A 24,247-nucleotide genomic window follows, 5' to 3' on the forward strand; every position below is an offset into this window, starting at 1 on the left:
GAGTGGCGCAGGTTCCGCGCCGGGCCTCCGGGCCCACCGAGACCCCCCGCTCCAAACCGAAAGGCAGTGTCATGAACACCAAGCTCCGCACCCGCTCGATGGGGCTCGCCGCCCTTGCGCTGACCGCGTCGATGGGCCTGGCTGCCTGTGGCAGCGACAGCGACAGCGGCAACGCGTCCGAGCCCACCACGTCCGAGTCGAGCTCCGAGACCCCCATGGAGTCGGAGTCGCCGATGGAGTCCGAGGAGCCGATGGCCGCCGACGCGCCGTTCGGCCCCGGCTGCGCCGGCGTCCCCACCTCCGGTGAGGGCTCCGTCGAGGGCATGGCCGACGACCCGGTCGCGACCGCCGCGTCCAACAACCCGCTCCTCAAGACGCTCGTCGCCGCGGTGACCGAGGCCGACCTGGTGGACACGCTCAACTCGGCCGAGAACCTCACCGTCTTCGCCCCGACCGACGACGCGTTCGCCGCGATCCCGAAGAAGGACCTCAACGCGCTCCTGAAGGACAAGGAGATGCTGACGACCGTCCTGACCCACCACGTGATCGGCGAGCGCCTCAGCCCTGAGGACGTGGCGGGCGAGCACGAGACCCTGGCCGGTGACATGCTCACCGTCGAGGGCGAGGGCGAGGACTTCACCATCGGTGACGCCAGCGTCGTGTGCGGCAACGTGCAGACCGCCAACGCCACCGTCTACGTGGTCGACCAGGTCCTGATGCCGGAGATGTGAGTCGTCGGCTGACGACCACTACGTAAGGATGACTGACGTGGACCACGTGAGGCCCGTACCGGACGGGGCGCCCGAGGGCGTCCCGTCCGGGGGCGACCCGGCTCGGCTGGCCGACCTGCTCCGGCAGGCGGCGCTGGGCGACGAAGCGGCCTTCGCCGCGTTCTACGACGCGACGTCCGCACGGGCCTACGGCTTGGCGCTTCGCGTGGTCCGCAACCCGGCACACGCCGAGGAGGTCACCCAGGAGGCCTACCTCGACGCCTGGCGATCCAGCACGAGGTACGACGCCGGGCGCGGGAGCGCCGTCGGCTGGCTGCTGACGATCGTCCACCGCAAGGCCGTCGACCGGATCCGCTCGGTCGAGGCCGCCACGTCCCGCGACGAGACGTGGAACCGCGAGGCCGCGCCGACCGACCACGACCAGACCTCCGAGGCCGCACACGCCTCGCTCGATGCAGCCCGCGTCCGCGGCGCGGTCGCCACCCTGACCGACGTGCAGCGCCAGGCCGTCGAGCTCACCTACTTCGGCGGCTACACGCACACCGAGGTGGCCACCTTGCTGGACGTCCCGCTCGGGACGGCGAAGACACGAATACGCGACGGACTGATCCGCCTGCGGGACCTGATGGGAGTGGCGTCATGAGTGAGATGGACATCCACAAGCTCACGGGCGCCTACGCCATGGACGCTCTCGACGAGCTCGAGCGTGCGCGGTTCGAGCAGCACCTCGCGACGTGCGAGGACTGCAGGGCCGAGGTCGCCGAGCTCCGCGAGACGGCGGCGCTGCTGTCCGAGACCGTCGCGGTCCCGCCACCGGCGGCCCTGCGCGACTCGGTCCTCGCCGGCATCTCCCAGATCCGCCCGCTCGCCCCTGAGGTGACCGCCTCCCCGTCGCGCCACGCCGACCGCCCGGCAGCACGGGGGCGGGGCTGGATGCCCTTTCTGGTCGCGGCGGCACTCGCGCTCATCGTCGGGGTCGGCGCCCTGGTGACGCAGCCCTGGGCCCCGTCCGACGACGTCCAGCGCCTGACCGCGGCCGAGCAGGTCCTGCAGGCGCCCGACGCTCAGGCGGTCTCCGTCGACCTCGGCGAAGCAGGCAACGCGACCCTCACCCGGTCGAAGTCCCAGGACCGTGCGGTGATCACCACCGAGGACATGGCCTCCGCCCCCTCGGGCAAGGACTACGAGCTGTGGTTCATCGACGGCGACACGTTCGTCTCCGCCGGGCTGATGCCCGACGAGCCCGACCAGACGGTCGTCCTCGACGGGTCCGCCGGGGCAGCCGCCGCCGTCGGCATCACGGTCGAGCCGGACGGAGGCTCCAAGCAGCCCACCAGCGACCCGATCGCCGTGTTCGACCTGGCCGAGGCGACATGAGCGCCGCCACCACGCCACAGCGGATCGCCGTCGTCGGCTCCGGCGTGGCGGGGCTCACCGCTGCCTGGGTGGCCTCGCGCACCGCCCACGTGACCCTCTACGAGGCCGACGACCGCCTGGGTGGCCACGCCGACACCCACCGCGTCGCGACCCCCGACGGCGAGCTGGCCATCGACACGGGCTTCATCGTCCACAACCGTCGGACCTACCCCACCCTGCTGCGGCTCTTCGCCGAGCTCGGGGTGGCGACCCAGCCCTCGGAGATGTCCCTGTCGGTCAGCGACGCCGGCACCGGTGTCGAGTACGCCGGTGCGCTCGGCGCGCGCGGCCTGTTCGCCCAGCGGTCCTCGCTCCGCTCGCGCGACCACTGGCGGATGCTGCTGGAGATCCCCCGCTTCCACCGCCGGGCGAAGGCCGTGCTCGCCGACGGCGCTGCGTCATCCGGATCGGCACCTACTGGTGCGGGTTCGCATGACGCAGAGGCCGACCAGACGCTGCGCGACTTCCTGCGCGACGGCGGCTTCTCGCCCGGTTTCGTCCGGCACTTCATGGAGCCGCTGGTGGCGGCCGTCTGGTCGTGCGACCCGGCGACGTCCCTGGACTACCCCGCCCGCTACCTCTTCACCTTCCTCGAGCACCACGGGATGCTCGGCGTCTTCGGCTCGCCGGAGTGGCGCACCGTCACGGGCGGCTCGGCGACGTACGTCGCCGCGGTGGCCGCCGGCCTGCAGGAGGTCCGGCTGGAGACCAAGGTGACGTCGGTGCACGAGCTCGCCGACGGTGTCGAGGTCACCGACGGCAGCGGCGCCACCACCCGCTTCGACGCGGTCGTGGTCGCCACGCACCCCTCGCACGCGCTCGCGATGCTCGAGTCGCCCACCGACCTCCAGCGCGAGGTCCTCTCCGCGCTGCCCTACAGCAGCAACCCCGCGCTCCTCCACACTGACACCTCCCTGCTCCCGACCGCCCCCGACGCACGGGCGTCGTGGAACTTCCACCGCCCTGCGACCGAGCCTGCGACGTCGCAGGGCGGCGTCACGGTCACCTACGACCTCACCCGCCTCCAGCGGCTGCCCACCGACACCCACTACCTCGTCACCCTGGGCGGCGAGGACCTCGTCGACCCGGCGAGCGTGATCGACCGGATGGAGTACGAGCACCCGCTCTACACGCCCGCGGCGGTGGCCGCGTCGCGCCGGCTGCCCGAGATCAACACGTCGCGGATCGCCTTCGCCGGGGCGTACCACGGCTGGGGCTTCCACGAGGACGGCGCCCGCTCGGGTCTCGCGGCGGCCACCCACCTCGGCCTCCCCTGGGTCCGCACCACCCCGACGCTGCCGCGGCCGGGTCGCTTCGAGACCACCATCCGCCACACCCGGCGCAGCCCGTTCCGGCGCACCTTCGAGCACCACTCGACCTTCTGGCTCGTCGACCTCGACGACCTGCCCGACCACGGCGTGCTGGCGCGGTTCGAGGCGCGCGACCACCTCGGTGCGCCCGACGCCACGCTGCGCGACAACGTCGAGTCGTTCCTCGCCGACAACGGCGTCTCGCTCGGCGACGGCGACCGTCCCGGCACGATCCTGATGGCGGCGCACCCGCGCTCCCTCGGTCACTGCTTCAACCCGATCAGCGTCTTCTGGTGCTTCGACGACGAGGCCCGCCAGGCAGGCGTGGTCGTCGAGGTGCACAACACCTACGGCGACCGGCACGCCTACCTCGTCCACCCCGACGGGCAGGGCCGCGCCCGCACCGACAAGGCGCTCTACGTCTCGCCCTTCCACGGCGTCGATGGCTCGTACGACGTCGCCGTGCCCGTCCCGACCGACCGCCTCGACATCGCGATCACGCTGCGTGGTCACGACGACGGGTCCGCGCCGTTCAGCGCGAGCCTCACCGGCGCCCGCAGCGACGTGCCCGTCCGCCGGACTATCGGCGCGACCCTGCGTGGCAGCGCACTCATCCGCGCGCACGGCATCTGGCTGTGGGCCCGCCGGCTGCCGGTCCGCCCCCGACCACAGACCACCCACCGACAGGAGGGAGTCCGATGACCCTCGAGAAGAACCACGAAGACCGGTCTCGTGACAGGCGCCAGGGCGCCTTCCTCGACCACCGGGAGGAGCGGCGGGGCATGCCCGCCCTCGAGCAGCTGCCCGCCGGCCCCCGCACCGCGGTCTCGGCCGCCGTCGCGCGCCGCCTCTTCCGCGCCGCCGTCGCCCGCCTCGACATCACGGTCGTGGAGGAGCCGACCGGTCGCCGGTTCGGGCGCGGCGGACCGCTGATGCGCCTGCACCGGCCCGAGGAGTTCTACGCCCGGGTGGGCCGTGACGGCCTGATCGGCTTCGGCGAGGCCTACCTGACCGGCGCCTGGGACGCCGACGACCTGGCCGGCTTCCTCACCGTGCCGGCAGCCCGCATGTCCACGCTGGTGCCCGAGCCGCTGCAGCGCCTCCGCGCCCTCGTGATGCCCCGGCTGCCCCATCACCAGCGGAGCACCGAGGCCAACAGCCAGGCCAACATCTCGCACCACTACGACCTGTCCAACGAGCTCTTCGCGCTCTTCCTCGACGAGACCCTGAGCTATTCGTCCGCGCTCTTCGACACCTCCGTCCTCCCGGCCGGGGCGGGCCCCGGCTCCGTCGGTGACCACCTGGTCGCCACTCCACCAGAGCCCACCGACGACCGGGACCCGACCGTCCACAGCCCCGACCTCGCGGACGCGCAGGGTCGCAAGGTCGAGCGCCTCCTCGACGAGGCCGGAGTCACCGCCGGCACCCGCGTCCTCGAGATCGGCACCGGGTGGGGCGAGCTCGCCATCCGCGCCGCCCGGCGCGGCGCGAGCGTCCACACGATCACGCTGTCGGTCGAGCAGCTCGAGCTCGCCGAGAGGCGGATCGCCGCGGCCGGGTTCGCCGACCGCGTCCACGTCGAGCTGATGGACTACCGCGCGCTCGCCGCCACCGGTGCGACGTACGACGCCGTGCTGTCCGTGGAGATGATCGAGGCCGTGGGCCACGAGTTCTGGGGCACCTACTTCGGCACCATCGACCGCGTGCTGGCGCCCGGCGGCCGGGTCGCCATCCAGGCGATCACGATGCCGCACGACCGGATGCTCGCCACGCGCGACGGCCACACCTGGATCAACAAGTACATCTTCCCCGGCGGCTTCCTGCCCAGCGTCGAGGTCATCGACCAGGTCACCCGCGGCGAGACCACCCTCCGGCTGACCGGGCAGCTCGCCATGGGCGACCACTACGCCGAGACGCTGCGCCGCTGGGACCGCCGGTTCCTCGCCCAGCGCGACGCCGTCCTCGCCCTCGGCTTCGACGACCTCTTCATGCGGGTCTGGCACTTCTACCTCGCCTACTCGCAGGCCGGTTTCGCGAGCGGCTACCTCGACGTCTCGCAGCTCACCTTCACCCGGGAGGACCGGTGACACCCGCGACCCGGACCGCGCCGTCCGACACCACGCTGACCTCCGCGGGCGTCGCCGACCGCCTCGCCGCGGCGGTCCGCCCGTTCATCGGCGGCGACCTGCCGGTGCGCCTGCAGGCATGGGACGGCTCGGTCGCCGGACCGGCCGGCGCCCCGTTGGTGGTCCTTCGGTCGCCCGACGCGCTGCGCCGGCTGCTGTGGCACCCGGGCGAGCTCGGCGCTGCCCAGGCCTACGTGACCGGCGAGCTCGACGTCCCCGAGCAGGACGGCTGGGACCTCGGCTCCGCGCTGACGCACGCCTTCGAGGTCGGCGCCGAGCGCGGGCTGTCCGGCGTGCGCCTCTCGCCGCGCGCCCTGGTCGACGCGGTCCGCACCGCCGCCGGGCTCGGCGCGCTGGGCCGACCCCCAGCGCCCCCGGCCTCGCAGGCGCAGGTCACGGGACGGCTGCACAGCCTCGCCCGCGACCGGTCGTCGATCAGCCACCACTACGATCTCTCCAACGAGTTCTACTCCCTCGTCCTCGAGCCGCAGATGGCCTACAGCTGCGGCTACCACGCCTCCCCCGACGTCTCGCTCGAGGAGGCGCAGCGCGCCAAGCTCGACCTCGTCTGCACCAAGCTCGGCCTCGAGCCCGGCATGCGGATGCTTGACGTGGGCTGCGGGTGGGGCTCGCTGTCCCTGCACGCGGCCGAGCACTTCGGGGCGCAGGTCACCGGGGTGACGATCTCGGCGGAGCAGAAGGCGTTCATCGACGCCCGGATCGCCGAGCGCGGGCTGCAGGACCGGGTCGAGATCCGGCTGCAGGACTACCGCGAGGTGCCCGAGCGCGACCACTTCGACGCTGTCGGCTCGCTGGAGATGGGCGAGCACGTCGGTGCGCGCAACTACCCGACCTACGTCGAGGTGCTGCGCCGCTCGGTCCGGCCGGGCGGGCGGGTTCTCGTCCAGCAGATGTCGCGCCAGGGCGCCGGCGGCGGCAAGCACCCGGGCGGCGGCCCGTTCATCGAGTCGTTCATCGCCCCCGACATGACGATGCGGCCGGTCGGCGAGACCGTCGGCCTGATCGAGGCGGGCGGGCTCGAGGTGCGTGACGTGCACGCGATGCGCGAGCACTACGTGCACACCGTGGCGGGCTGGATGGCCAACTTCGAGGCCAACCTGCCCCGGCTCCAGGAGCTCGTCGGCGAGGAGGTCGTCCGCGTCTGGCGGCTCTACCTCGTCGGCGGCGCCCTCGCCTTCCGCGACGGCCGGATGGGCGTCGACCAGGTCCTGGCCGTCCGCCCCGGCGGTCCTCACACCCTGCCGGCGGTGCGCGCGTGCTGAGTGCCGCACTGGTCGCGCTCCTCGCCGCCGCCGTCGTCATGGGGTCGACGGCGGCGGTGAGCCGTCGTCTGGACCGGGTCGCCGTGGTCGACGTGGCCTGGGGGCTGGCGTTCGTCGCGATCGCCCTCGCCCTGGCGCTCGTGTGGCCCGACGCCCACTCCTGGCTCCTCGCCGCCCTCGTCACCGCGTGGGGCGGCCGCCTCGCGTGGCACATCGGGCGCCGCTCGCGCGGGCACGGCGAGGACCCCCGCTACGAGAAGATGCTCGGCGGGCCGGGCTGGTCCGCCGGCGCCGGACGCGTCGTCACCAAGGTCTTCCTGACGCAGGCCGTCGTCGCGTTCCTCATCTCCGCGCCGCTCCAGGTCGCGGCGGCGTACGACGTCCGCTGGTGGCCCGTGGTGTGGGCGGGTGTCGTGGTCTGGGCGGTGGGGGTGTTCTTCGAGGTCGTCGGCGACGCGCAGCTCGAGGCCTACAAGGCCCGGCCGCGCGAGTCGCGCCCACGGATCCTCGACACGGGCCTGTGGGGCTGGAGCCGGCACCCCAACTACTTCGGCGACGCCTGCGTGTGGTGGGGCCTCTGGATCGCGGGCGCGCTGGCGGTGGGCTGGCTACCGGGCCTGCTCACCGTGTGGGCGCCCGCCGCGATGACGTACTTCGTGCGCAACGTGACCGGCGCCAAGCTGCTGGAGCGGACGATGTCGCAGCGTGAGGGGTGGGACGAGTACGCCGCCCGGGTGCCGCTGTTCGTCCCGCGTCCCCCGCGGGGCTGAGGTCGGAGCGGGATCTCCGGGCGCCCGCAGGGGGGGTTCTGTGGGCGTGACGACCGTCTTCGGGTGACAATGCGCCGGTGGGTGAGCAGGAGGGGCTCGACTGCGCCGTCGAGGCGATGCAGGCGGGGGACGAGGCGGCGTTCCGCGTCGTCTACCGTCATGTCCAGCCATCGCTCCTGCGCTACCTCACCGTCCTCGTCGGCCCCGTCGAGGCCGAGGACGTCGCCAGCGAGGCCTGGGCGCAGGCCTTCCGCGACCTCGACCGGTTCAGCGGCGACGCTGACGGCTTCCGCGGGTGGATCACCACGATCGGCCGCAACCGCGCCCTCGACCACCTGCGCCACGCCCGGCGCCGGCCCGTCGCCGACGACTCGGTCGAGGACCTCGTGGACCTACCGGACGACGTTGACGTCGAGGCCGACATCATCGGCAGGGCCGAGTCCGAGGCGGTCATCCGACTGATCGGCAGCCTGCCCCGCGACCAGGCGGAGGCCATCATGCTGCGCACGGTGCTCGGCTTCGACGCCCCCACCGCGGCCCGCATCCTCGGCAAGCGCCCGGGCGCCGTGCGCGCTGCGGCCCACCGCGGCCTCAAGCAGCTGGCCAAGCGAATCTCCGAGGAGCCGTAACACCTGTGACTGCCGTGACGCTGAAGGGAGTGAGATGAGCACCCCGGACCCCCGCCTGTCCCGCCGTGATGCCGAGCGCCTGCTCGACGCCCCCGCGGAGCACGACAGCGTCCTCGGGTGGGCCCTCACCGCCGCCAGTGCTCCCGCACACCCGAGCGAGCTCCACGGCGAGGACGCAGCAGCAGCGGCCTTCCAGGCCGCGCGACTCTCGCCGGCACCGTCGACCAGGATCGGCTACGTCTCGCCCTCGCGCCTCGGGAGCCGCGCCGCCGCCCGGGCCGTGATCGCGACCGGCGCCGTCGTCGCCCTCACCTCCGGCGGCTTCGCCCTCGCCAGCACCACCGGCCTCCCGGGCCTGCCCGACCTGCCGGGGCTGCCCGCCCTTCCCGGCCAGGCGTCCGACCGGGCCAGCGACGCCACGGCCGACGCACCGCGCGGCGCGGCCGGCTCCGTCACTCCGGGTGACAGCGGCAGCACGGACGGCAGCCCCTCCGGGTCGACCAGCGGCTCGCCCAGCACCTCCGGGTCGACCGGTTCCTCCAGCTCGACGGCGTCGCCCGGGTCCCCGTCCGCCACTCCGTCCCAGTCACCGTCGGAGTCCCCGTCCGCGACCTCCGACGGTCCGGCCACCCCGTCGCCCAGCTTCGAGGGCCTCTGCCGGGCCTTCCAGGCCACCGACCGCTCCGACGTCGGCTCGTCGCTCGACAGCGCCGCCTTCCTCGCGCTCGCGACCCAGGCCGGCGGTGCCGACCGGATCGCCACCTACTGCATCGACCTCATCGGTCCGCCGAAGCAGACCGCCAAGCCGACCCCGTCTCCCGGCAAGCCCACCGACCAGCCTACGAAGGGCAACCAGGGCAACCAGGGCAACCAGGGCAACCAGGGCAACCAGGGCAACCAGGGCTCCGGCAACAACAACGCCGGCAGCAACGCCAGCTCGGGCAACAACAGCTCGGGCAGCCAGAACAACGGCTCGACGAACCAGCCGAACCCGAACAGCCAGACCAACAACGGCAACGGGAACGGCAACGGGCCGGGGAAGTCCGGCAGCTCGTCGAACCCGAGCCCGGTGACCACGCCGGCCACCCCCACCAGTCCTGCAGCTCCAGCCAGCCCGACCACCAGGCCGACCGGCCCCGGCAGCTCGGGGACCCCGGACAAGGGGGGCGGCGCACACACGTCCGGGTGACTCCCGGCGGCGGCCGCGTTCCGCAGGACCGGCTCTCGCACCCCGCACGTCGACCTCCCGCCGACGTACGGGATCCCCCCAGAACCGCGAGATCCACGTCCTACCAACGCACAGACGACGGCATGGCCCTCCCCCGGGGTCATGCCGTTGTCGTGTCCCCGTCGGCCCCGCACTGTCCGCGTCACGCGTTAGGTTCGGTGGCATGGGCCGCCCGCTCTCCGCGCAGGAGGACACCAACCGACGGATGCTGCGCGCCCGCGACGAGATGGACCGCCGCTACGCCGAGCCCCTCGACGTACCCACCCTTGCCGCCATCGCCCACCTGTCGGTGTCGCAGTTCGGGCGCGTGTTCCAGGACGTCTACGGCGAGACGCCCCACCGATACCTCCAGCGGCGTCGGGTGGAGCGGGCGATGACGCTGCTGCGCCAGACCGACCGACCGGTGACCGACGTGGCGTGGGACGTCGGCTTCGCCAGCCTCGGCACCTTCAGCCGCACCTTCAGCAACGTCGTCGGGTGCTCACCCACGGAGTTCCGCGCGGGCCACACCCCGGTCGCCGTTCCGTCGTGCTTCATCGCCGCATGGACGCGCCCCCGCGAGCGGCAGGCGCCGGCCGTGCCCAGCCGCGCTGAGGGGATGGCCGCCCCGAGGACAGCGGTTTCGGAGAAGCGGGAGGGGGTCGTCGCTGGCTAGCGTCGTCGCCATGAACACCAACCACATCACCAGCCTCCACATCCGCAGCGTGCCGGTCCTCGACCAGGACGAGGCGCTGGACTTCTACACCACCCACCTCGGCTTCGAGGTGCGCGACGACATCGACCTCGGCTTCATGCGCTGGCTGACCGTCGGCGTCCCGGGCCAGGACACCTCGATCCTGCTCGAGCTCGTCGGGGCGCCCATGCACGACGAGTCGACCGCCGCACAGGTGCGCGAGCTCGTGGCCAAGGGTGCCCTCGGCGGCGTCTTCCTGCTGAGCGACGACGTGCACGCGACCTACGCCGCGCTCCGCGACGCCGGCGTCGAGATCACCCAGGAGCCGGTCGAGCAGCCCTACGGCACCGACTTCGGCATCCGCGACCCGTTCGGCAACCACGTCCGCATCAACCAGCCGGCCACGGCCTGAAGGGACCTCGATGAGCTACCCACCGCCGATCTACCACGGCGACTCCGGCGAGGTGTCCGCCAGCGTCGTGCCGGCGGACGTCGAGCCCGCCGTCGTCTACCCCAACGGCAACAAGGTCTTCTACCTCGCCCAGGGCACGGGCACCCAAGGCACGTTCGGCCTCTACCGGTGGGAGTTCGCCGGCCCCGAGAGCGGCCCCGACGCGCACTTCCACCGCACCGTCACCGAGTCGTTCTACGTCCTCGAGGGCACCGTCACGATCTACGACGGCACCGACTGGGTGAAGTGCCACGCCGGCGACTTCGCGCACGTCCCCGCCGGCGGGATCCACGGCTTCCGCAACCAGGACGGGGCGGCCAAGATGCTCCTCCACTTCGCGCCGGGTGCGCCTCGTGAGGCCTACTTCGAGGGGCTGGCCGCCGGCAAGGGCAACCTCGACGGCGATGCCTACGACCGGTTCATGCGAGAGCACGACAACCACTGGGTCTGAGCGAGGTCGGGTGGATCAGGTCACTGCGGCGTTCGACGCCACCCCGCGCCGGGACTTCCTCCCGCGCGGGGTGCGGCGTCGAGCGTCGTACGACGGTCCGCTGGCGATCGCGGCGGACCAGACCAACTCCCAGCCCCGCACCGTCGACGACATGCTGCGGCTGCTCGACGTCCGCGCCGGCCAGCGGGTCCTCGACGTAGGGTCGGGGAGCGGGTGGACGACCGCACTGCTGGCGCACCTGGTCGGGCCGGCCGGGTCGGTGCTCGGCGTCGAGCTGGAGCCGGAGCTGGTGTCGTTCGGCACCGGCAACCTGGCGCGCACCGACCGCCCGTGGGCGTCGATCCGTCGGGCGGAGCCCGGGGTGCTCGGCGACCCCGACGGAGCGCCGTACGACCGCATCCTCGTCTCCGCGATGGCCGACGAGCTGCCGCTCGCCCTGGTCGACCAGCTCACCGATGACGGCGTCCTCGTGGTGCCGGTGGACGGGACGATGCTGCGGGTGACCAACCCGGGGGCCGTCGCCACCGAGCACGGGCGCTACCGGTTCGTGCCGCTGCGCTGAGGTTCTGGCCGGCCCGACCTCCGGGCCAGCCGGACCGGCAGGCTCGCCGCCGCCTCGAGCGGTCCGCGGACCCGGAGCAGCCGGAGCGCCGCCCCGATCGCCAGGAGCACCACGACGTGGGTGAGGTAGGTCGAGGGCTCCTCCGGCGGCCACACGGCATCGGTGCGCATCACGACGTGGAGCGAGTAGAGCGTGAGCGTCGCCGCGCCCGCTCCGAAGAGGACGGCGAGAACGGCGGTCGCCGGTCGGGGCAGCAGCCGCTCCACGAGCAGGCAGAGCGCGATCACCAGGACCGCGCTGCCGATGGTCTGGGCGAGGTCGATCGGCGTCGCCGAGTGGGGCGCGACGAGCAGCAGCCAGTGCCAGTCGCCGTCGGCGGGCGTCGTGCCGTACATCCCGGTGGCGTTCTCCGACGCGACCGCCGGGTCGACCAGCGACTGCGAGACCTGCGTCGCGAGCACCGCCACCGAGAGTCCGCCGAGGGCCAGGCCGCCGAGCAGCGAGGTGTCGCGCAGGTCGAGGCGCCCGAGCACGAGACCGGCGAGGAGGTAGGCCAGCCACGGCACGACCGGGTAGTAGCCGGTGAAGAGCAGCTCGCTCGCCAGCTGCCCGGGGTCGGCGAGCTGCTGGAAGGTCGGGCTGTCGAACCCCCGCTCCGGCAGGTGCGGTCGCACCAGGTGCGAGACCACCGGCGCGAGGGCGACCCACGCGACGGTGAGCGGCAGGAGCCAGCGGACACCCAGGAGCGTGAACGGCAGGCCCAGGACGAACAGCACGCCGTAGTAGGTGAGGATGATCGCGATGCCGGTGTCCAGGCCACCGAGCAGCAGGCCGAGCCCGCCGATCAGCAGCGCCCGGACGGCGATGCCGAGGGTGCGCAGCGCGAGCGGCCGACCCCGCAGCGGCTCGCGGGTCATCAGGGCGAGGCTCACCCCGGCCAGCACCGCGAAGAGCGCCGACGCCCGGCCACCGGCCAGCCACTGGGCGGTGGTGAGGTCCCCGGCAGGTGTGCGCTCGTCGAGCACGTGGGTGGCGACCATGCCGAGCAGCGCGAGGCACCGGGCGACGTCCAGCCCGACGAGGCGGCCGCTCCGGGTCCCGGTCATGGGCCCCATCCTGCCGGGCGGCTCGCGAACGGGCGGGTGGGCTCAGGCGTCGGGCCGGGCGACCTGGTCGGCGAGGCGTGCGGGCGCCTGGATGCAGTAGGAGTCGGTCAGCAGCTCGGCGAGCTCGTCCCAGTCGGTCTCGACGTCGAGGAGCATCCCGATGTAGTTGCCGCCCCAGCCGGCCCGGAAGTAGGGGTCACCCATGTGCTCGAAGGCGGCCACCTCGTCGGGCTCGCCGCGGAAGGTGATCCGGAAGAGCTGGTCCTCCCCGCCGAAGACGTGGGCCACCGTCGCACTGCCCACGCGCCACCGGGTGCCGGTCCACGCCGACTCCTGCCGGCAGCGCGGCAGCGCGCCGAGCACCGCGTCGATGCGCAGCACCCACTCCTCGGGCACGAGGGGACGGTCGGCGAGGGCCACGGCGCGATCCTGCCACCGCGCACCGACACCGACATCCCGCCGCCGGGGTCGGTTGGTCGGACGGACAGCAGGGTGGTGCCCGGCTCGGCCGGACACCACCCCGTGCGTCGCTGCGTCAGCCCAGGCGACCGAGCTTGACCACCCGCGCCGAGCGGGCGCCGTAGTTGGCGTCACCGCGGTAGGTGGCAGCCAGCTTCCACGAGCCGCGGGTCACCTTGGGCAGTGCCACGACGGCCTTGCCGCGGACCAGGGTGGCCCGGACCTTCTTGGTGACCTTGCCCGAGGTGAGCTTGACCAGCACCTTGCCGGTGGGAGCGACGCCGGTGGCGACACCGACGACCTTGACGACGGCCTTGCCGGCCTTCTTGGTCGTCGGCTTCTTCGTCACCGTGACCTTGACGGACGTGGCCCTGGCCTTGCCGACCACGAGGGTGCCCGTGCCGGCCGAGGTTCGCACGGACGCGTCGCCGGCGTAGCTCGCCGTCAGCGTCCGCGTGCCGGCGGCCAACGACGACGGCAGGGTGAAGACCGCCTTGCCGCCGCTCAGCGGCGCGGTGAGGTCGGACCCCGTCCCGGTGAGGGTGACCACTCCGGTGGGCTGGGCACCGGTCGCCGCGACGGAGACGGTGACGGTGGCGGCCTTGCCGTGCGTGGTGGAGGGGGCGCTGACGGTGGTGGTCGACGCAACCGCTGCGGCGGTGGCGGCGATTGCGGCGGCGGTCACCTGCCGGGTGGCAGTGGACTCGCGGACGATGCCGTCGGCGGAGCCGCTGTAGTGGAACGTCAACGAGTGGCTGCCGGCCGCCAGGCCGGGCAGGTCGATCGCGGCCGCCCCGTCCACGAGGTCTGCGGCGGTGAGCACGGTCGCGCCCTCGCGGACCTCGATCCGACCCGTCGGCTTGTCGACCGTGCTCGCCGGGGCGGTGCCGGCGTTCGCCGTGTTGAGCGAGCGGAAGCCGCTGTAGTCGGGAGCGGTGACGCTCACCTGCACCGGCGTGGCGACGCCGGGCGCGACCGACTCCGACAACGTCGCCGACACGGTGCTGGCGTGTCCGCCGCCGAGGATGGCGAGCACGTCCCTGACGCGACCGATCCCCTCCTTGGCGAACGCGCGCTGGTTCTCCATCGCGTTGAGGTTGGCCTCGGAGGCACTGGGCGCGTTGCCGATGAGGGTCGTGTCGGAGCGCGGAAGGTCCTGTCCCTGGACGTACCACCACTCGGTCATGTACTCGGTGAAGGTCCCGTCGGCGTTCTTGCGGATCGCCTGGTCGAGGACCGGCGCCGGGTTGCCCTGGGCGTCCTTGTGGTCCTTGTTGTACGTCAGGAGGTGGCCGACCTGGATCTTGCGGGCCTCGGCGAGGGTGCCCGAGGGGTCCCCGCCGGGGTAGTAGCGCACCGGGTTGACGCCGGCCGTGCCCGGGTCACCGGTCTTGCGGTACTGGGTGAAGGCGTTGGAGAGGTAGGTGTTGACCAGGTCGCCGTAGAGGTAGGACGGGCGACTGTTGACGGCCTCCGCGCCGACGAGCGCGTTGTCGCGGATGTGCAGCAGGTTGCCGCTGCCGTTGGACGCCGTCGGGTCGTTGGTGTTCAGGACGAAGTCGAAGGCGTACACGGTCTTGATGCCGTTCTGCTGCGCAGCCTTGTTGGTGGCCTTGATGATCGCGGCCGTGTTGTGGCACCAGGTGCCGCCGAAGAGCAGGGCGAAGTCGCCGGGGCTCTGCAGGATGTGCAGCAGCTCGGGGTAGGTCACCGACTGCACGCGGAACCCGTCCGTCGCGTCGGAGGAGTCGAAGATGTCGCCGCCGAACTTGGCGTCGTCGGGGTAGCGCACGTCGTGGCGTCGATTGTGCTCGCCGCCGAGGAAGTCGAACTGCGTGTCGACGCCCAGCGTGCCTGCCGAGGTGAGCACGTCGGCGACGTCCTCGCGGTAGGCGGTGACCTCGGCGGGGGTGTCCAGGTCGGCCGCGGCGACCGGGGCGGTGAGGGCGGCCGTGATCCGGTTGGTGTCGCCGCCGGACCCGTCGTAGACGAAGAGGTAGGGATCCTGCGTGTGGGCCTGGGTGAACGGCGTCTCGGCGTCCTTGCCGAGGTAGTTGTCGACCAGCGCGGTGCCGTACTTGCCGACGAAGGCCTTGCCCGCGTCCGAGAGCTTGAGGCGGCTGGGGTCGAAGACGTCGAGGTCCTTGCCGTCGAGACGGGGGTCGAAGTTGTAGACCTTCGTGATCCCGTTGGCCTTGGCCACCGCGTCGATGTGGCCGAGCGCGTTATGCAGCGTGGCGTCCTCGGGACCGCCGATGACGAAGGCGAACTTGCCGGGCTTCTTCAGCAGGTACTCGAAGCGCTCGAGGGTGGCGGTCTCGAACACCGACCCGGGGGCGACGGCCGCGTACTTGGCGTCGAACCAGTCGATCGTCGCGCCCTTGGTCGCGGGAGGAACGGCGGAGGTGGCTGCCGCTGCGGTCTGACCGGCGGCCGTCGACGGCAGCGCGCCGGCGAAGGTGGCGCCGACGGCCAGGGACAGCACTGGCACGAGGGCGCCGAGCACCCGGCGTACGTTGCGTGGTCTGGACATGGATGTTTTCCTGTTCTCGAATGAGTCGTGTCGATGCGGATCGGCAGATGTGTTCGCGCGGGAGGCCCGGTGTTGCCGCACCGGGCCACCCGTCTTTCGTACGGAGGTCAGGCCCGGGCGGGCTCGACCTCGGTGTCGGCCAGGGCCGAGCTGCCGCGACGGCGCTTGGTGACCGCGTGGCCCCCGAGGGCCACTGCCGTCGCGCCGACGAGCCCGAGCAGGAGGAGCAGGCCGCCTCGGCTGGACGAGGCAGGAGCCGCAGCGGCGGCCGTGTCGGTCGGCGCTTCGGACGCCGCGGTGGCCACGGCGGCCGCGACCGTGACGGGGTTGCTGCTCAGCTCGACCCCGTCGTAGAGCACGACCACGTGGTGGTCACCGGCCTCGACCGTCTCCGGCAGCAGGGCCTCCACCTCGAAGCGTCCCTTGCCGTCGGTCTGGACCTGGGCGAGCAGGACCGGGTCGGAGTGGAGCTCGACGCTGAGGTCCGGGACGTTGCGGGCGAATCCGCGTCCGGCGACGACGACCCGCTCGCCCGCGATGAGGTCACCGGTGACCGTGACGGTGCCGCGCACCTGGGTGGGGTCCTGACCGATCGTGACCTTGTCGGAGGAGCCCGAGGTCTCGGGACTGCCCGACGCGTACACCGCGCTCACGGTGGCGCGGTAGACGCCGTCGGGGACGTCGGTGAAGGTGTGGGTCGTGGTGGTGCCGGCCACGGTGGCCCGGGGTCCGCGCAGCAGGGCGACCCGGTACTCGACGAGCCCGGTTCGATCGCCCGTGGGCGGCTGCCACGTCACGGTCGCGTCCGTTCCGTCGACGGTGACCGTGGGCGGAGCCAGCAGGGCGGAGACCTGCTCGGCCTGCTCCTCCGCGGTCCCCTCGACCGTCGGGGTCGCTGACGGGGTCGCGGTCGACGTGGACGTGGTGCTGTCCGTGCTGTCACTGGCGTCCGTCGTGCCGCTGCTGCCGTTCTTGCCGCCACCACTACCGGTGTTGCCCGTGTTGCCGGTGCCACCACCACTGCCGTTGTTGCCGGTGCTGCCGTTGTTGCCGGTGTTGCCGGTGCCCGGGGATGGCGTCGCGCTCGGGCTGTTCGTGGTCGGCTGCGCGGTGGGGCTCGACGTCGTCGGCTGCGCGGTGGGCGACTGTGTCGCGGTCGGCGTCGGGGTGGGGGTCGGCGTCGGGGTCGGGGTGGGTGTCTGCTGGTCGGCATAGCTGTGCGGACCACCGCCGACGTGGGTGCCGTTGCGGTTGGGGTAGACCGGGTTGTTGTTGCCGTCGAGGATGCAGCCCGAGATCCACAGGCAGGTCTCGTCGTCGACGCAGGGCAGGTCGTCGCCGCCGTCGATCCAGCGGTCGCTGGCCACCTTGTCCGAGACGGACGGCTCGGCGGACGAGGCGGCAGCCGTGGCGGCGGACGGGGCGGAGTGCGCAGGACTCAGCAGCGCCGGCAGGAGCGCGACCGAGCCGGCGATGGTGAGGCCTGCGAGCAGGCGGGAGGAGCGTCGTCGAGGGATGGGTGGCATGGGTCGGGACCTTTCGGTGGTGGGATCGGGCTCAGGGGGCCAGCGCCGGTCGGCGCGGCTCGGTGTCGGACTCGGTCTCGTGCTCGGTCTCGTGCTCGGCCAGGACATCGCGGTGCCCGTCCTGGTCGCTCGGTGCCTCGGTCGGCGTGTCCACGCCCCGGCTGAGGAAGACGGCGTCGTCGAGGCGGCCCTCGCGCCGGGCCACGATCGTGGTCGCCACGCCGGCGGCGGTGACGTTGGTCAGGGTGCGGGCCATGTCGGCGACGGTGCTGATGGGCAGGGTCAGGGCGAGGAACTCGAGCGGCAGACCGGCTGCCGCGAGCACCGTCGTGGTGGTGATCGTGGCGGTGCCGGGAACCCCCGCGGTACCGAGCGAGACCAGCAGGCACAGCACCGCCAAGACGGCGTAGTCGGCGGCGCCGTACGCCATGCCCGTGGCGTTGATGCCCCAGATCGCCACCAGGAGCGGCCAGATCGCGGCGCAGCCGGGCATGCCGAGGTTGGCGCCGAGCGGGGCCGTGAAGCCGGCGATCTCCCGCGGGACGCCGATGCGGCGCGTGAGCACCTCGGTCGTCACCGGGAGGGTGCCGATGCTGCTCTGGGTGGTGAAGGCGGTGGTCTGCGCGGGCAGGAACGACCGGAACCAGGTCACGGGGTTGACGTCGGCCGCAACCCGGAGCAGGACGCCGTTGACGAGGTAGGCGTCGACGAAGCAGAGCAGGTAGGTGATGCCGAGCAGCCCGATCAACGACCACAGGGCCGCGCGGTTGCCCGAGGCGTCGGAGACCGCGACCGTGGTGAGGCCGAGCACGGCGTACGGCGTGAGGGCGATGACGTAGCCCACGACGCGGTAGATGATCACCCTGGCGGCCTCGAGCAGCCGGGTCACCGGCTCGACGACCTGCGGCTCACGAGCGGCGACGGCCGCGTAGGCGACCGCGATCAGCAGTGTGAAGATGATGACCGGGATCACCTTGCCGTCGGCGAGGTCACCGACGATGTTCTTCGGGAAGAAGTCGACCACCACGTCCGGCACCGGCCGCACGATGCGGCTGAGCGACTCGGTGTCGACATCGCTGCCGCCGCCGAGCTCGGCGCCCCGTCCGACGCCGAGGCTGAGGGCGACGCCGAGGGTGAGGACGATCGCGATCCCGGTGGTGAGGACCAGCCAGCCGACCGACCGCAGGCCCACCCGGCGCAGGGTCCCTGCCGTGCCGAAGCCCGTCACGCTGGAGAGGATCGAGACGATGATGAGCGGCCCCACGAGGGCCATGAGCCCGTTGACGTAGATGCTGCCGATCGGCTCGACGTACTCGACGTGCCCCTGGAACCCGACGCCGACCGCGACGCCGAGCGGGATCGCGAGGAGCGTGCGGGCGGTGAAGCCGATGCGGCGACGGACGAGATGCAGGCCGAGGATGAGCAGGGCGACGACCGCAAGGGCCGCCAGGTCGATCCAGTTCACGGGCGTGTGCTTTCTTCGGGCGGCCTGGGCGCGCTGCCCGGCACTATTGTCTAGTTAATTACTGGAGAATAGTGCGAAGTTGCGCGGCCAGGAGCCGAAAGTCGCTCGTGGGTGGCAGGAAGTGCCGAGGGTTGCGACACGAAGTGCCGACCACTGCGCAGCACAGCACCCCGAGCGCGCGGGGCTCGAGGTGCTGCTGCGTGGTCGGGCGCGTCAGTAGGACTTCGGCAGCCCCAGGCTGTGCATCGCGACGAAGTTGAGGATCATCTCCCGGCTGACCGGGGCGATCCGGCCGGCGCGGGCGGCGACCAGCAGGCCGGCCATGCCGTACTCCTGCGTGATGCCGTTGCCGCCGTGGGTCTGCACCGCGGCGTCGACGGCGTGCACGGCGGCCTCCGCAGCGGCGTACTTCGCCATGTTGGCGGCCTCGCCGGCCGCCATGTCGTCGCCGGCGTCGACCAGCGCGGACGCCTTCTGCGTCATCAGCCGGGCCAGCTCGTTCTCGATGTGGGCCGTCGCGAGCGGGTGGGCGATGGCCTGGTGGGAGCCGATCGGGGCCTTGAAGACGGTCCGCTCCTTGGCGTACGACGACGCCTTCGCGAGGGCGTGGCGGGCCAGGCCGGTCGAGAAGGAGGCCGCCATGATCCGCTCGGGGTTGAGGCCCGCGAACAGCTGGACCAGCCCGCCGTCCTCGTCGCCGACCAGCGCCTCGCGCGGGAGCCGGACGTCGTCGATGAAGACCTGGAACTGCTTCTCGGGGCTGACGATCTCCATCGGGATCGCGGTGTACTCGAGGCCGGCCGCGTCGGTCGGCACGACGAAGAGGCACGGCTTGAGCTTCCCCGTCCTCGCGTCCTCCGCGCGGGCGACGACGAGCACGTTGGCGGCCTCGTCGACACCGGAGATGTAGATCTTCTGGCCCTTGAGCACCCACTCGTCGCCGTCGCGGCGGGCGGTGGTCGTGATGTTGTGCGAGTTGGTGCCGGCGTCGGGCTCGGTGATCGCGAAGGCCATCGTGGCGGTGCCGTCGCAGATCCCGGGCAGCCACTGCTGCTTCTGCTCCTCGGTGCCGTAGCGGGCGATGACCGTGCCGCAGATCGCCGGGCTGACGACCATCATCAGCAGCGGGCAGCCCTGCGCGGCGAGCTCCTCGCAGACCGCGGCCACGTCACCGATGCCGCCGCCCCCGCCGCCGTACTCCTCCGGGATGTTGATGCCGAGGTAGCCCGCCTTGGCGATCTCGAGCCACAGCTCGGTCGTCTTCTCGCCGGAGCGGGCGCGCTCGACGAACCAGTCACGTCCGTAGCCGCTCGCCAGCTTCGCGACCTGCCTCCGCAGCTCCTGACGCTCCTCGGTCTCCGTGAACGTGCTCATGCGGTCTCCTCGACTTCCTTCGTGGCCACTACTGCCAGGACCTCCCCGGACGCGACCTGCGACCCGGGCTCGACGTTGATCTCGGCGACGGTGCCGTCGTGCGGCGCCGTCACGGTGTGCTGCATCTTCATGGCCTCCAGCACGAGGACGACGTCGCCCGCGGCCACCTCGACCCCGGCCGCCACCTTGACCGCCACGACCGTGCCGGGCATCGGCGCGAGCAGCGAGCCGCTCGCCACCGCGTCGGCGGGATCGGTGAAGCGCGGGACCTCGCGGAGCGTACGAGCCGAGCGCGGGCTGTCGACGAAGACCTCGCGCGTGCCGGGCAGACCCGGGCCGAAGCGCACCTCGCACCAACCGCCCTCTCCCTCGCCCGTCCAGTCGATGCGCCAGCCCTCGGGGAGGCGTTGTGTGCGTGCCACGTCGAAGTCGGCGTTGGGAAAACCGATCCCGGACCGCGTCGCGATCCACTCCCCCTCGAAGACGTCGTCGTCGTAGCCCGTGCGGAACCGCTCCACCTGCCACTGGCTGCGAACATTCCGCCATCCGGTGGGTACGCCTTGCTGGACCGTGCGTCGTTCGTCGCGGTCGAGGACGACCGCGGTCGTCGCGCAGAGCAGTGCAGCCCCGAGCCAGTCACCGCGCACGTCAGCGGGCTCGCGCGACTCCAGCCAGGTGGTCGTCATCTCGCCGGCCACGAAGACCGGGTCGGTGAGGATCTCGACGAGCTGGTCGCGGTTGGTGGTGACGCCGTGGATGCGAGAGCTGCGGAGGGCCGCGACGAGCTTCCGGATCGCCTGCTCGCGGGTCGGCGCCCACGCCATCACCTTGGCCAGCATGGCGTCGTAGTACGTCGACACCTCGTCGCCCGACCCGAAGCCGCTGTCCACGCGGATGCCGGAGGACGCGAGCAGGTCGAAGCCGCCGTCGGCGGGCAGGTCGAAGGTGACCAGCCGCCCGCTCTGGGGGACGTACGACGCGTCCTCGGCGTAGAGCCGGACCTCGATCGCGTGCCCGCCGCGTGGCGGCGCGACGTCGAGAGCTCGGCCCTCCGCGACCGCGACCTGCGCCTCGACGAGGTCGGCGCCGGTCACCAGCTCGGTGACCGGGTGCTCGACCTGGAGCCGCGTGTTCATCTCGAGGAAGAAGAAGCGGTCGGCTGTCGGGTCGTACAGGAACTCGACCGTGCCCGCGCCGCGGTAGGCGATGCCGTCGGCCAGGCTCTCCGCGGCCGCGCACATCGCCTCCTCGGTCGCGGCGGGCAGGCCGGGGGCCGGCGCCTCCTCGACGACCTTCTGGTGACGACGCTGCACCGAGCAGTCACGGGTGCCGAGCGCCCGGGCACCCGAGGCGTCCGCCATCACCTGCACCTCGACGTGGCGCCCGGCCTCGACGTAGGGCTCGACGAAGACCGTGCCGTCGCCGAAGGCCGACGCGGCCTCGGCGCGCGCTGCCTCGATCTCGGCCTCGAGCCGGTCCAGGGTGCGTACGACGCGCATGCCGCGCCCGCCGCCACCGGCCGATGCCTTCACCAGCAGCGGGAAGTCGGGCGCGGTCGGCTCGTCCGGCGCCGTGAGGACCGGGACCCCGGCCTTCTCGGCGATCTCCTTGGAGCGGACCTTGTCGCCCATGGCCTCGATGGCCTCGGGCGGGGGTCCGACCCAGGTCAGCCCGGCGTCGATGACGGCCCGGGCGAAGGCGGCGTTCTCGGACAGGAAGCCGTAGCCGGGATGGATCGCGTCGGCACCGGACCTGAGTGCCGCCCCGATGACCAGGTCGGCGCGGAGGTAGGTGTCGGCGGGCGCGTTGCCGGCGAGCCGGACGGCCCGATCGGCCTCGACCACGAACGGCAGTCCGGCGTCGGCGTCGGAGTGGACCGCCACGGTCTCGATGCCGAGCCGGCGGCAGGTGGCGAACACGCGACGGGCGATCTCGCCGCGGTTGGCGACCAACAGTCTCTGGATCATCTCGGGGTCCCCTCGATGGTGTTCCGGAGGAGCGGAGCGGGGGAGCGAAGAACATCGTGGGGTGAGATCACGGCCGGAACACCCCGAATCCTTCGGCACCCTTGAACGGTGCGTTCTCGATGACGCTGAGGCAGATGGCCAGCACGGTGCGGGTGTCGCGAGGGTCGATGACGCCGTCGTCGTAGAGCATCCCGGACAGCACGTAGGGCAGCGACTGCTCCTCGACCATCTGCTCGACCATCGCGCGCATGCCGGCGTCGCCCTCCTCGTCGTACGCCTGTCCCTTGCCCTCGGCCGCCGCACGGGCGACGATCGACAGCACGCCGGCGAGCTGGGCCGGGCCCATCACGGCCGACTTGGCACTGGGCCAGGTGAAGAGGAAGCGCGGGTCGTAGGCACGGCCGTTCATGCCGTAGTTGCCGGCCCCGTAGGACGCACCCATGATCACGCTGACATGGGGCACGGTGCTGTTGGAGACGGCGTTGATCATCATCGCGCCGTGCTTGATGATGCCGCCCTGCTCGTACTCCTTGCCGACCATGTAGCCGGTGGTGTTGTGCAGGAAGAGCAGCGGGGTGTCGGCCTGGTTGGCGAGCTGGATGAACTGGGTCGCCTTCTGCGCCTCCTCGGAGAACAGCACGCCCTGCGCGTTCGCGAGGATGCCGATCGGGCGGCCGTGCAGCTGCGCCCACCCGGTGACGAGGGAGGTGCCGTAGAGCGGCTTGAACTCGTCGAACGGCCGACCGTTGCGCTCGCTCGTCCCGTCGACGACCCGCAGGATCACCTCGCGCGGGTCGAACGGCTCCTTGAGGTCGGTCGGGACCAGGTCGAGCAGGCCCTCGGGGTCGGCGTCGGGCTCGGCGAAGAGGGCCGCGTGATCCCCGGATATCCGGGGAACTTCCCGCTTGTCGGCCGAAGTACCACCCACGAAGCGGGAAGTCCGGCCGACAAGTGCCGGCTTGCGGCGGTTCAGCCGGGCCACGATCCGGCGCCCGATGCGGATCGCGTCGTGCTCGTCCTCGGCGAGGTAGTCAGCGAGGCCGGAGACCCGGGCGTGCATCTCGGCGCCGCCGAGCGACTCGTCGTCGGACTCCTCGCCGGTCGCCATCTTCACCAGCGGCGGACCGCCGAGGAAGACCTTCGCGCCGCCACGGACGAAGACGGTGTAGTCGCTCATGCCGGGGACGTACGCCCCGCCGGCGGTCGAGTTGCCGAAGACCAGCGCGATCGTCGGCTGCCGCCGCGCGGAGGCGCGGGTCAGGTCGCGGAAGAGGCGACCTCCCGGGATGAAGATCTCCTTCTGCGTCGGCAGGTCGGCGCCGCCCGACTCGACGAGGGAGATGGTCGGGAGGTTGTTCTCCTCGGCGATCTGCGAGGCGCGGAAGATCTTCTTCACCGTCCACGGGTTGGAGGCGCCGCCCTTGACGGTGGGGTCGTTGGCGCTGATCAGGCACTCCACGCCCTCGACGACACCGATGCCGGTGACGACGGACGCGCCGACGGTGAAGTCCGAGCCCCACCCGGCCAGCGGCGAGAGCTCCAGGAAGGCCGACCCGGGGTCGAGGAGCAGCTCGATCCGCTCGCGCGCGGTCAGCTTGCCGCGGGCGTGGTGGCGGTCGACGTACTTCTCCCCGCCGCCCGCCACCGCGACCGCGTGCTGCGCGTCGAGGTCGGCAAGCTTGTCGAGCATCGCGTCCCGGTTGGCGCTCACGCTTCGACCACCGCCTTCATCCGCTCGAGCGTCGTCCGCATGCCGCGACGGTTCGTCCGGCGGCGGAGCGGACCGAGCACCAGCCAGTAGAGGCGGGTCGGCAGGTTGGGGTCGAGGCGGAAGTACTCCGTGACCAGCGTCCCGCCGTCCTTCTCCTCGAGGCGGTAGCCCCAGTTGTTGACGGTGATCGCGTCGGTGCCGACGGAGAACTCGAAGACGCGCTCCGGCTCGCACGCAGTGACGCGGCACGGCGACCAGTACGTCGGACCGACGCCGTTGCGCTTCACGTGCCCGGCGAAGAAGGCCCCCACCTCGGGCCCGGTGGACCCGCGGGTCCACTTCGCCTCGAACGTCTCGGGGCTGAACTCCCCGATCCGCGTCACGTCGCTGACGAGGTCCCAGACCTCGGCGGGCGGGGCGTCCATCCAGAGCGACACCTCGTCGCCCAGGGACGGGAGCTTGATCATCGCTGTCCT

Annotated in this window: 22 protein-coding genes; 13 read left to right on the forward strand and 9 right to left on the reverse strand. The window is 72.3% G+C overall.

Annotated features, from left to right (window positions below; all coding sequences use genetic code 11):
- Positions 1-71 precede the first annotated feature (71 nt).
- From AC1DP1_RS03900 to AC1DP1_RS03960, 13 genes are all read left to right on the forward strand, one after another.
- Positions 72-731, forward strand: a complete 660-nt coding sequence (locus AC1DP1_RS03900) for a fasciclin domain-containing protein (RefSeq protein WP_477505726.1) — start codon at positions 72-74, stop codon at positions 729-731.
- Positions 732-759: 28 nt separating this feature from the next.
- A complete protein-coding gene (sigK, locus tag AC1DP1_RS03905; RefSeq protein ID WP_477505727.1) occupies positions 760-1,374 on the forward strand; it encodes an ECF RNA polymerase sigma factor SigK in 615 nt (204 codons plus the stop codon).
- Positions 1,371-2,108: an anti-sigma factor gene (locus tag AC1DP1_RS03910; RefSeq protein WP_457184604.1), complete on the forward strand. Its 738-nt coding sequence runs from the start codon at positions 1,371-1,373 to the stop codon at positions 2,106-2,108. The genes sigK and AC1DP1_RS03910 overlap by 4 nt, the downstream gene beginning before the upstream one ends.
- Positions 2,105-4,159 (forward strand): DUF1365 family protein, encoded by a 2,055-nt coding sequence (locus AC1DP1_RS03915; protein WP_477505728.1) that lies wholly within the window; start codon positions 2,105-2,107, stop codon positions 4,157-4,159. Before AC1DP1_RS03910 ends, AC1DP1_RS03915 begins: the two co-directional genes overlap by 4 nt.
- Positions 4,156-5,544 carry a class I SAM-dependent methyltransferase gene (locus tag AC1DP1_RS03920; RefSeq protein WP_477505729.1) on the forward strand — a complete coding sequence of 463 codons (1,389 nt, stop codon included), beginning with the start codon at positions 4,156-4,158 and terminating at the stop codon, positions 5,542-5,544. The genes AC1DP1_RS03915 and AC1DP1_RS03920 overlap by 4 nt, the downstream gene beginning before the upstream one ends.
- Positions 5,541-6,866 (forward strand): class I SAM-dependent methyltransferase, encoded by a 1,326-nt coding sequence (locus AC1DP1_RS03925; RefSeq protein WP_477505730.1) that lies wholly within the window; start codon positions 5,541-5,543, stop codon positions 6,864-6,866. The genes AC1DP1_RS03920 and AC1DP1_RS03925 overlap by 4 nt, the downstream gene beginning before the upstream one ends.
- Entirely contained in the window at positions 6,860-7,636 is a 777-nt protein-coding gene (locus tag AC1DP1_RS03930) for a DUF1295 domain-containing protein (protein WP_477505731.1), read from the forward strand. Before AC1DP1_RS03925 ends, AC1DP1_RS03930 begins: the two co-directional genes overlap by 7 nt.
- 77 nt (positions 7,637-7,713) lie before the next feature.
- The gene (locus tag AC1DP1_RS03935; protein WP_477505732.1) at positions 7,714-8,265 is read left to right on the forward strand and encodes an RNA polymerase sigma factor; all 552 of its coding nucleotides are present in this window, start codon (positions 7,714-7,716) and stop codon (positions 8,263-8,265) included.
- A gap of 34 nt (positions 8,266-8,299) precedes the next feature.
- The gene (locus tag AC1DP1_RS03940; RefSeq protein WP_477505733.1) at positions 8,300-9,454 is read left to right on the forward strand and encodes a hypothetical protein; all 1,155 of its coding nucleotides are present in this window, start codon (positions 8,300-8,302) and stop codon (positions 9,452-9,454) included.
- A gap of 202 nt (positions 9,455-9,656) precedes the next feature.
- A complete protein-coding gene (locus AC1DP1_RS03945; RefSeq protein WP_477505734.1) occupies positions 9,657-10,148 on the forward strand; it encodes a helix-turn-helix domain-containing protein in 492 nt (163 codons plus the stop codon).
- 10 nt (positions 10,149-10,158) lie between these two features.
- Complete coding sequence (locus AC1DP1_RS03950; RefSeq protein WP_457184612.1) at positions 10,159-10,578, forward strand: VOC family protein; 420 nt, start codon at positions 10,159-10,161, stop codon at positions 10,576-10,578.
- Between the two features lie 10 nt (positions 10,579-10,588).
- A complete protein-coding gene (locus tag AC1DP1_RS03955; protein ID WP_457184613.1) occupies positions 10,589-11,068 on the forward strand; it encodes a cupin domain-containing protein in 480 nt (159 codons plus the stop codon).
- Between the two features lie 10 nt (positions 11,069-11,078).
- On the forward strand, positions 11,079-11,630 hold the full coding sequence (locus AC1DP1_RS03960) for a protein-L-isoaspartate O-methyltransferase family protein (protein ID WP_457184614.1): 552 nt from the start codon (positions 11,079-11,081) through the stop codon (positions 11,628-11,630).
- On the opposite strand, the gene AC1DP1_RS03965 is transcribed toward AC1DP1_RS03960, so the two are convergent.
- From AC1DP1_RS03965 to AC1DP1_RS04005, 9 genes are all read right to left on the reverse strand, one after another.
- Positions 11,606-12,736 carry a heparan-alpha-glucosaminide N-acetyltransferase domain-containing protein gene (locus AC1DP1_RS03965; RefSeq protein ID WP_477505735.1) on the reverse strand — a complete coding sequence of 377 codons (1,131 nt, stop codon included), beginning with the start codon at positions 12,734-12,736 and terminating at the stop codon, positions 11,606-11,608. The two genes, AC1DP1_RS03960 and AC1DP1_RS03965, sit on opposite strands and share 25 nt — an antisense overlap.
- A 42-nt stretch (positions 12,737-12,778) precedes the next feature.
- The gene (locus AC1DP1_RS03970) at positions 12,779-13,156 is read right to left on the reverse strand and encodes an MmcQ/YjbR family DNA-binding protein (protein ID WP_477505736.1); all 378 of its coding nucleotides are present in this window, start codon (positions 13,154-13,156) and stop codon (positions 12,779-12,781) included.
- Positions 13,157-13,271: 115 nt separating this feature from the next.
- Positions 13,272-15,728 carry an Ig-like domain-containing protein gene (locus AC1DP1_RS03975; RefSeq protein WP_477505737.1) on the reverse strand — a complete coding sequence of 819 codons (2,457 nt, stop codon included), beginning with the start codon at positions 15,726-15,728 and terminating at the stop codon, positions 13,272-13,274.
- A gap of 107 nt (positions 15,729-15,835) precedes the next feature.
- Positions 15,836-17,254 carry a hypothetical protein gene (locus AC1DP1_RS03980; RefSeq protein ID WP_477505738.1) on the reverse strand — a complete coding sequence of 473 codons (1,419 nt, stop codon included), beginning with the start codon at positions 17,252-17,254 and terminating at the stop codon, positions 15,836-15,838.
- A gap of 31 nt (positions 17,255-17,285) precedes the next feature.
- Positions 17,286-18,719 (reverse strand): dicarboxylate/amino acid:cation symporter, encoded by a 1,434-nt coding sequence (locus AC1DP1_RS03985; protein WP_477505739.1) that lies wholly within the window; start codon positions 18,717-18,719, stop codon positions 17,286-17,288.
- 213 nt (positions 18,720-18,932) lie between these two features.
- A complete protein-coding gene (locus tag AC1DP1_RS03990; protein ID WP_477505740.1) occupies positions 18,933-20,093 on the reverse strand; it encodes an acyl-CoA dehydrogenase family protein in 1,161 nt (386 codons plus the stop codon).
- Positions 20,090-22,060 carry an acetyl/propionyl/methylcrotonyl-CoA carboxylase subunit alpha gene (locus AC1DP1_RS03995; RefSeq protein WP_477505741.1) on the reverse strand — a complete coding sequence of 657 codons (1,971 nt, stop codon included), beginning with the start codon at positions 22,058-22,060 and terminating at the stop codon, positions 20,090-20,092. Before AC1DP1_RS03995 ends, AC1DP1_RS03990 begins: the two co-directional genes overlap by 4 nt.
- Positions 22,061-22,127: 67 nt before the next feature.
- Positions 22,128-23,750, reverse strand: coding sequence for an acyl-CoA carboxylase subunit beta (locus AC1DP1_RS04000; protein ID WP_477505958.1), 1,623 nt, complete (start codon positions 23,748-23,750; stop codon positions 22,128-22,130).
- Between the two features lie 17 nt (positions 23,751-23,767).
- Positions 23,768-24,238 carry an SRPBCC family protein gene (locus AC1DP1_RS04005; RefSeq protein ID WP_477505742.1) on the reverse strand — a complete coding sequence of 157 codons (471 nt, stop codon included), beginning with the start codon at positions 24,236-24,238 and terminating at the stop codon, positions 23,768-23,770.
- Positions 24,239-24,247: the final 9 nt, after the last annotated feature.

The sequence above is a fragment of the Nocardioides sp. P4_G10 genome, from assembly GCF_056401175.1.

What these genes read in the sequence shown, in the direction of transcription:
- AC1DP1_RS03910 (WP_457184604.1), top strand. Translation starts at nt 1,371, where the DNA reads ATGAGTGAGATGGACATCCACAAGCTCACGGGCGCCTACGCCATGGAC.
- AC1DP1_RS03955 (WP_457184613.1), top strand. Translation starts at nt 10,589, where the DNA reads ATGAGCTACCCACCGCCGATCTACCACGGCGACTCCGGCGAGGTGTCC.
- AC1DP1_RS03965 (WP_477505735.1), bottom strand. Translation starts at nt 12,736, where the DNA reads ATGACCGGGACCCGGAGCGGCCGCCTCGTCGGGCTGGACGTCGCCCGG.
- AC1DP1_RS03915 (WP_477505728.1), top strand. Translation starts at nt 2,105, where the DNA reads ATGAGCGCCGCCACCACGCCACAGCGGATCGCCGTCGTCGGCTCCGGC.
- AC1DP1_RS03995 (WP_477505741.1), bottom strand. Translation starts at nt 22,060, where the DNA reads ATGATCCAGAGACTGTTGGTCGCCAACCGCGGCGAGATCGCCCGTCGC.
- AC1DP1_RS03950 (WP_457184612.1), top strand. Translation starts at nt 10,159, where the DNA reads ATGAACACCAACCACATCACCAGCCTCCACATCCGCAGCGTGCCGGTC.
- AC1DP1_RS03900 (WP_477505726.1), top strand. Translation starts at nt 72, where the DNA reads ATGAACACCAAGCTCCGCACCCGCTCGATGGGGCTCGCCGCCCTTGCG.
- AC1DP1_RS04005 (WP_477505742.1), bottom strand. Translation starts at nt 24,238, where the DNA reads ATGATCAAGCTCCCGTCCCTGGGCGACGAGGTGTCGCTCTGGATGGAC.
- AC1DP1_RS04000 (WP_477505958.1), bottom strand. Translation starts at nt 23,750, where the DNA reads ATGCTCGACAAGCTTGCCGACCTCGACGCGCAGCACGCGGTCGCGGTG.
- AC1DP1_RS03920 (WP_477505729.1), top strand. Translation starts at nt 4,156, where the DNA reads ATGACCCTCGAGAAGAACCACGAAGACCGGTCTCGTGACAGGCGCCAG.
- AC1DP1_RS03990 (WP_477505740.1), bottom strand. Translation starts at nt 20,093, where the DNA reads ATGAGCACGTTCACGGAGACCGAGGAGCGTCAGGAGCTGCGGAGGCAG.
- AC1DP1_RS03940 (WP_477505733.1), top strand. Translation starts at nt 8,300, where the DNA reads ATGAGCACCCCGGACCCCCGCCTGTCCCGCCGTGATGCCGAGCGCCTG.
- AC1DP1_RS03945 (WP_477505734.1), top strand. Translation starts at nt 9,657, where the DNA reads ATGGGCCGCCCGCTCTCCGCGCAGGAGGACACCAACCGACGGATGCTG.
- AC1DP1_RS03975 (WP_477505737.1), bottom strand. Translation starts at nt 15,728, where the DNA reads ATGTCCAGACCACGCAACGTACGCCGGGTGCTCGGCGCCCTCGTGCCA.
- sigK (WP_477505727.1), top strand. Translation starts at nt 760, where the DNA reads ATGACTGACGTGGACCACGTGAGGCCCGTACCGGACGGGGCGCCCGAG.
- AC1DP1_RS03980 (WP_477505738.1), bottom strand. Translation starts at nt 17,254, where the DNA reads ATGCCACCCATCCCTCGACGACGCTCCTCCCGCCTGCTCGCAGGCCTC.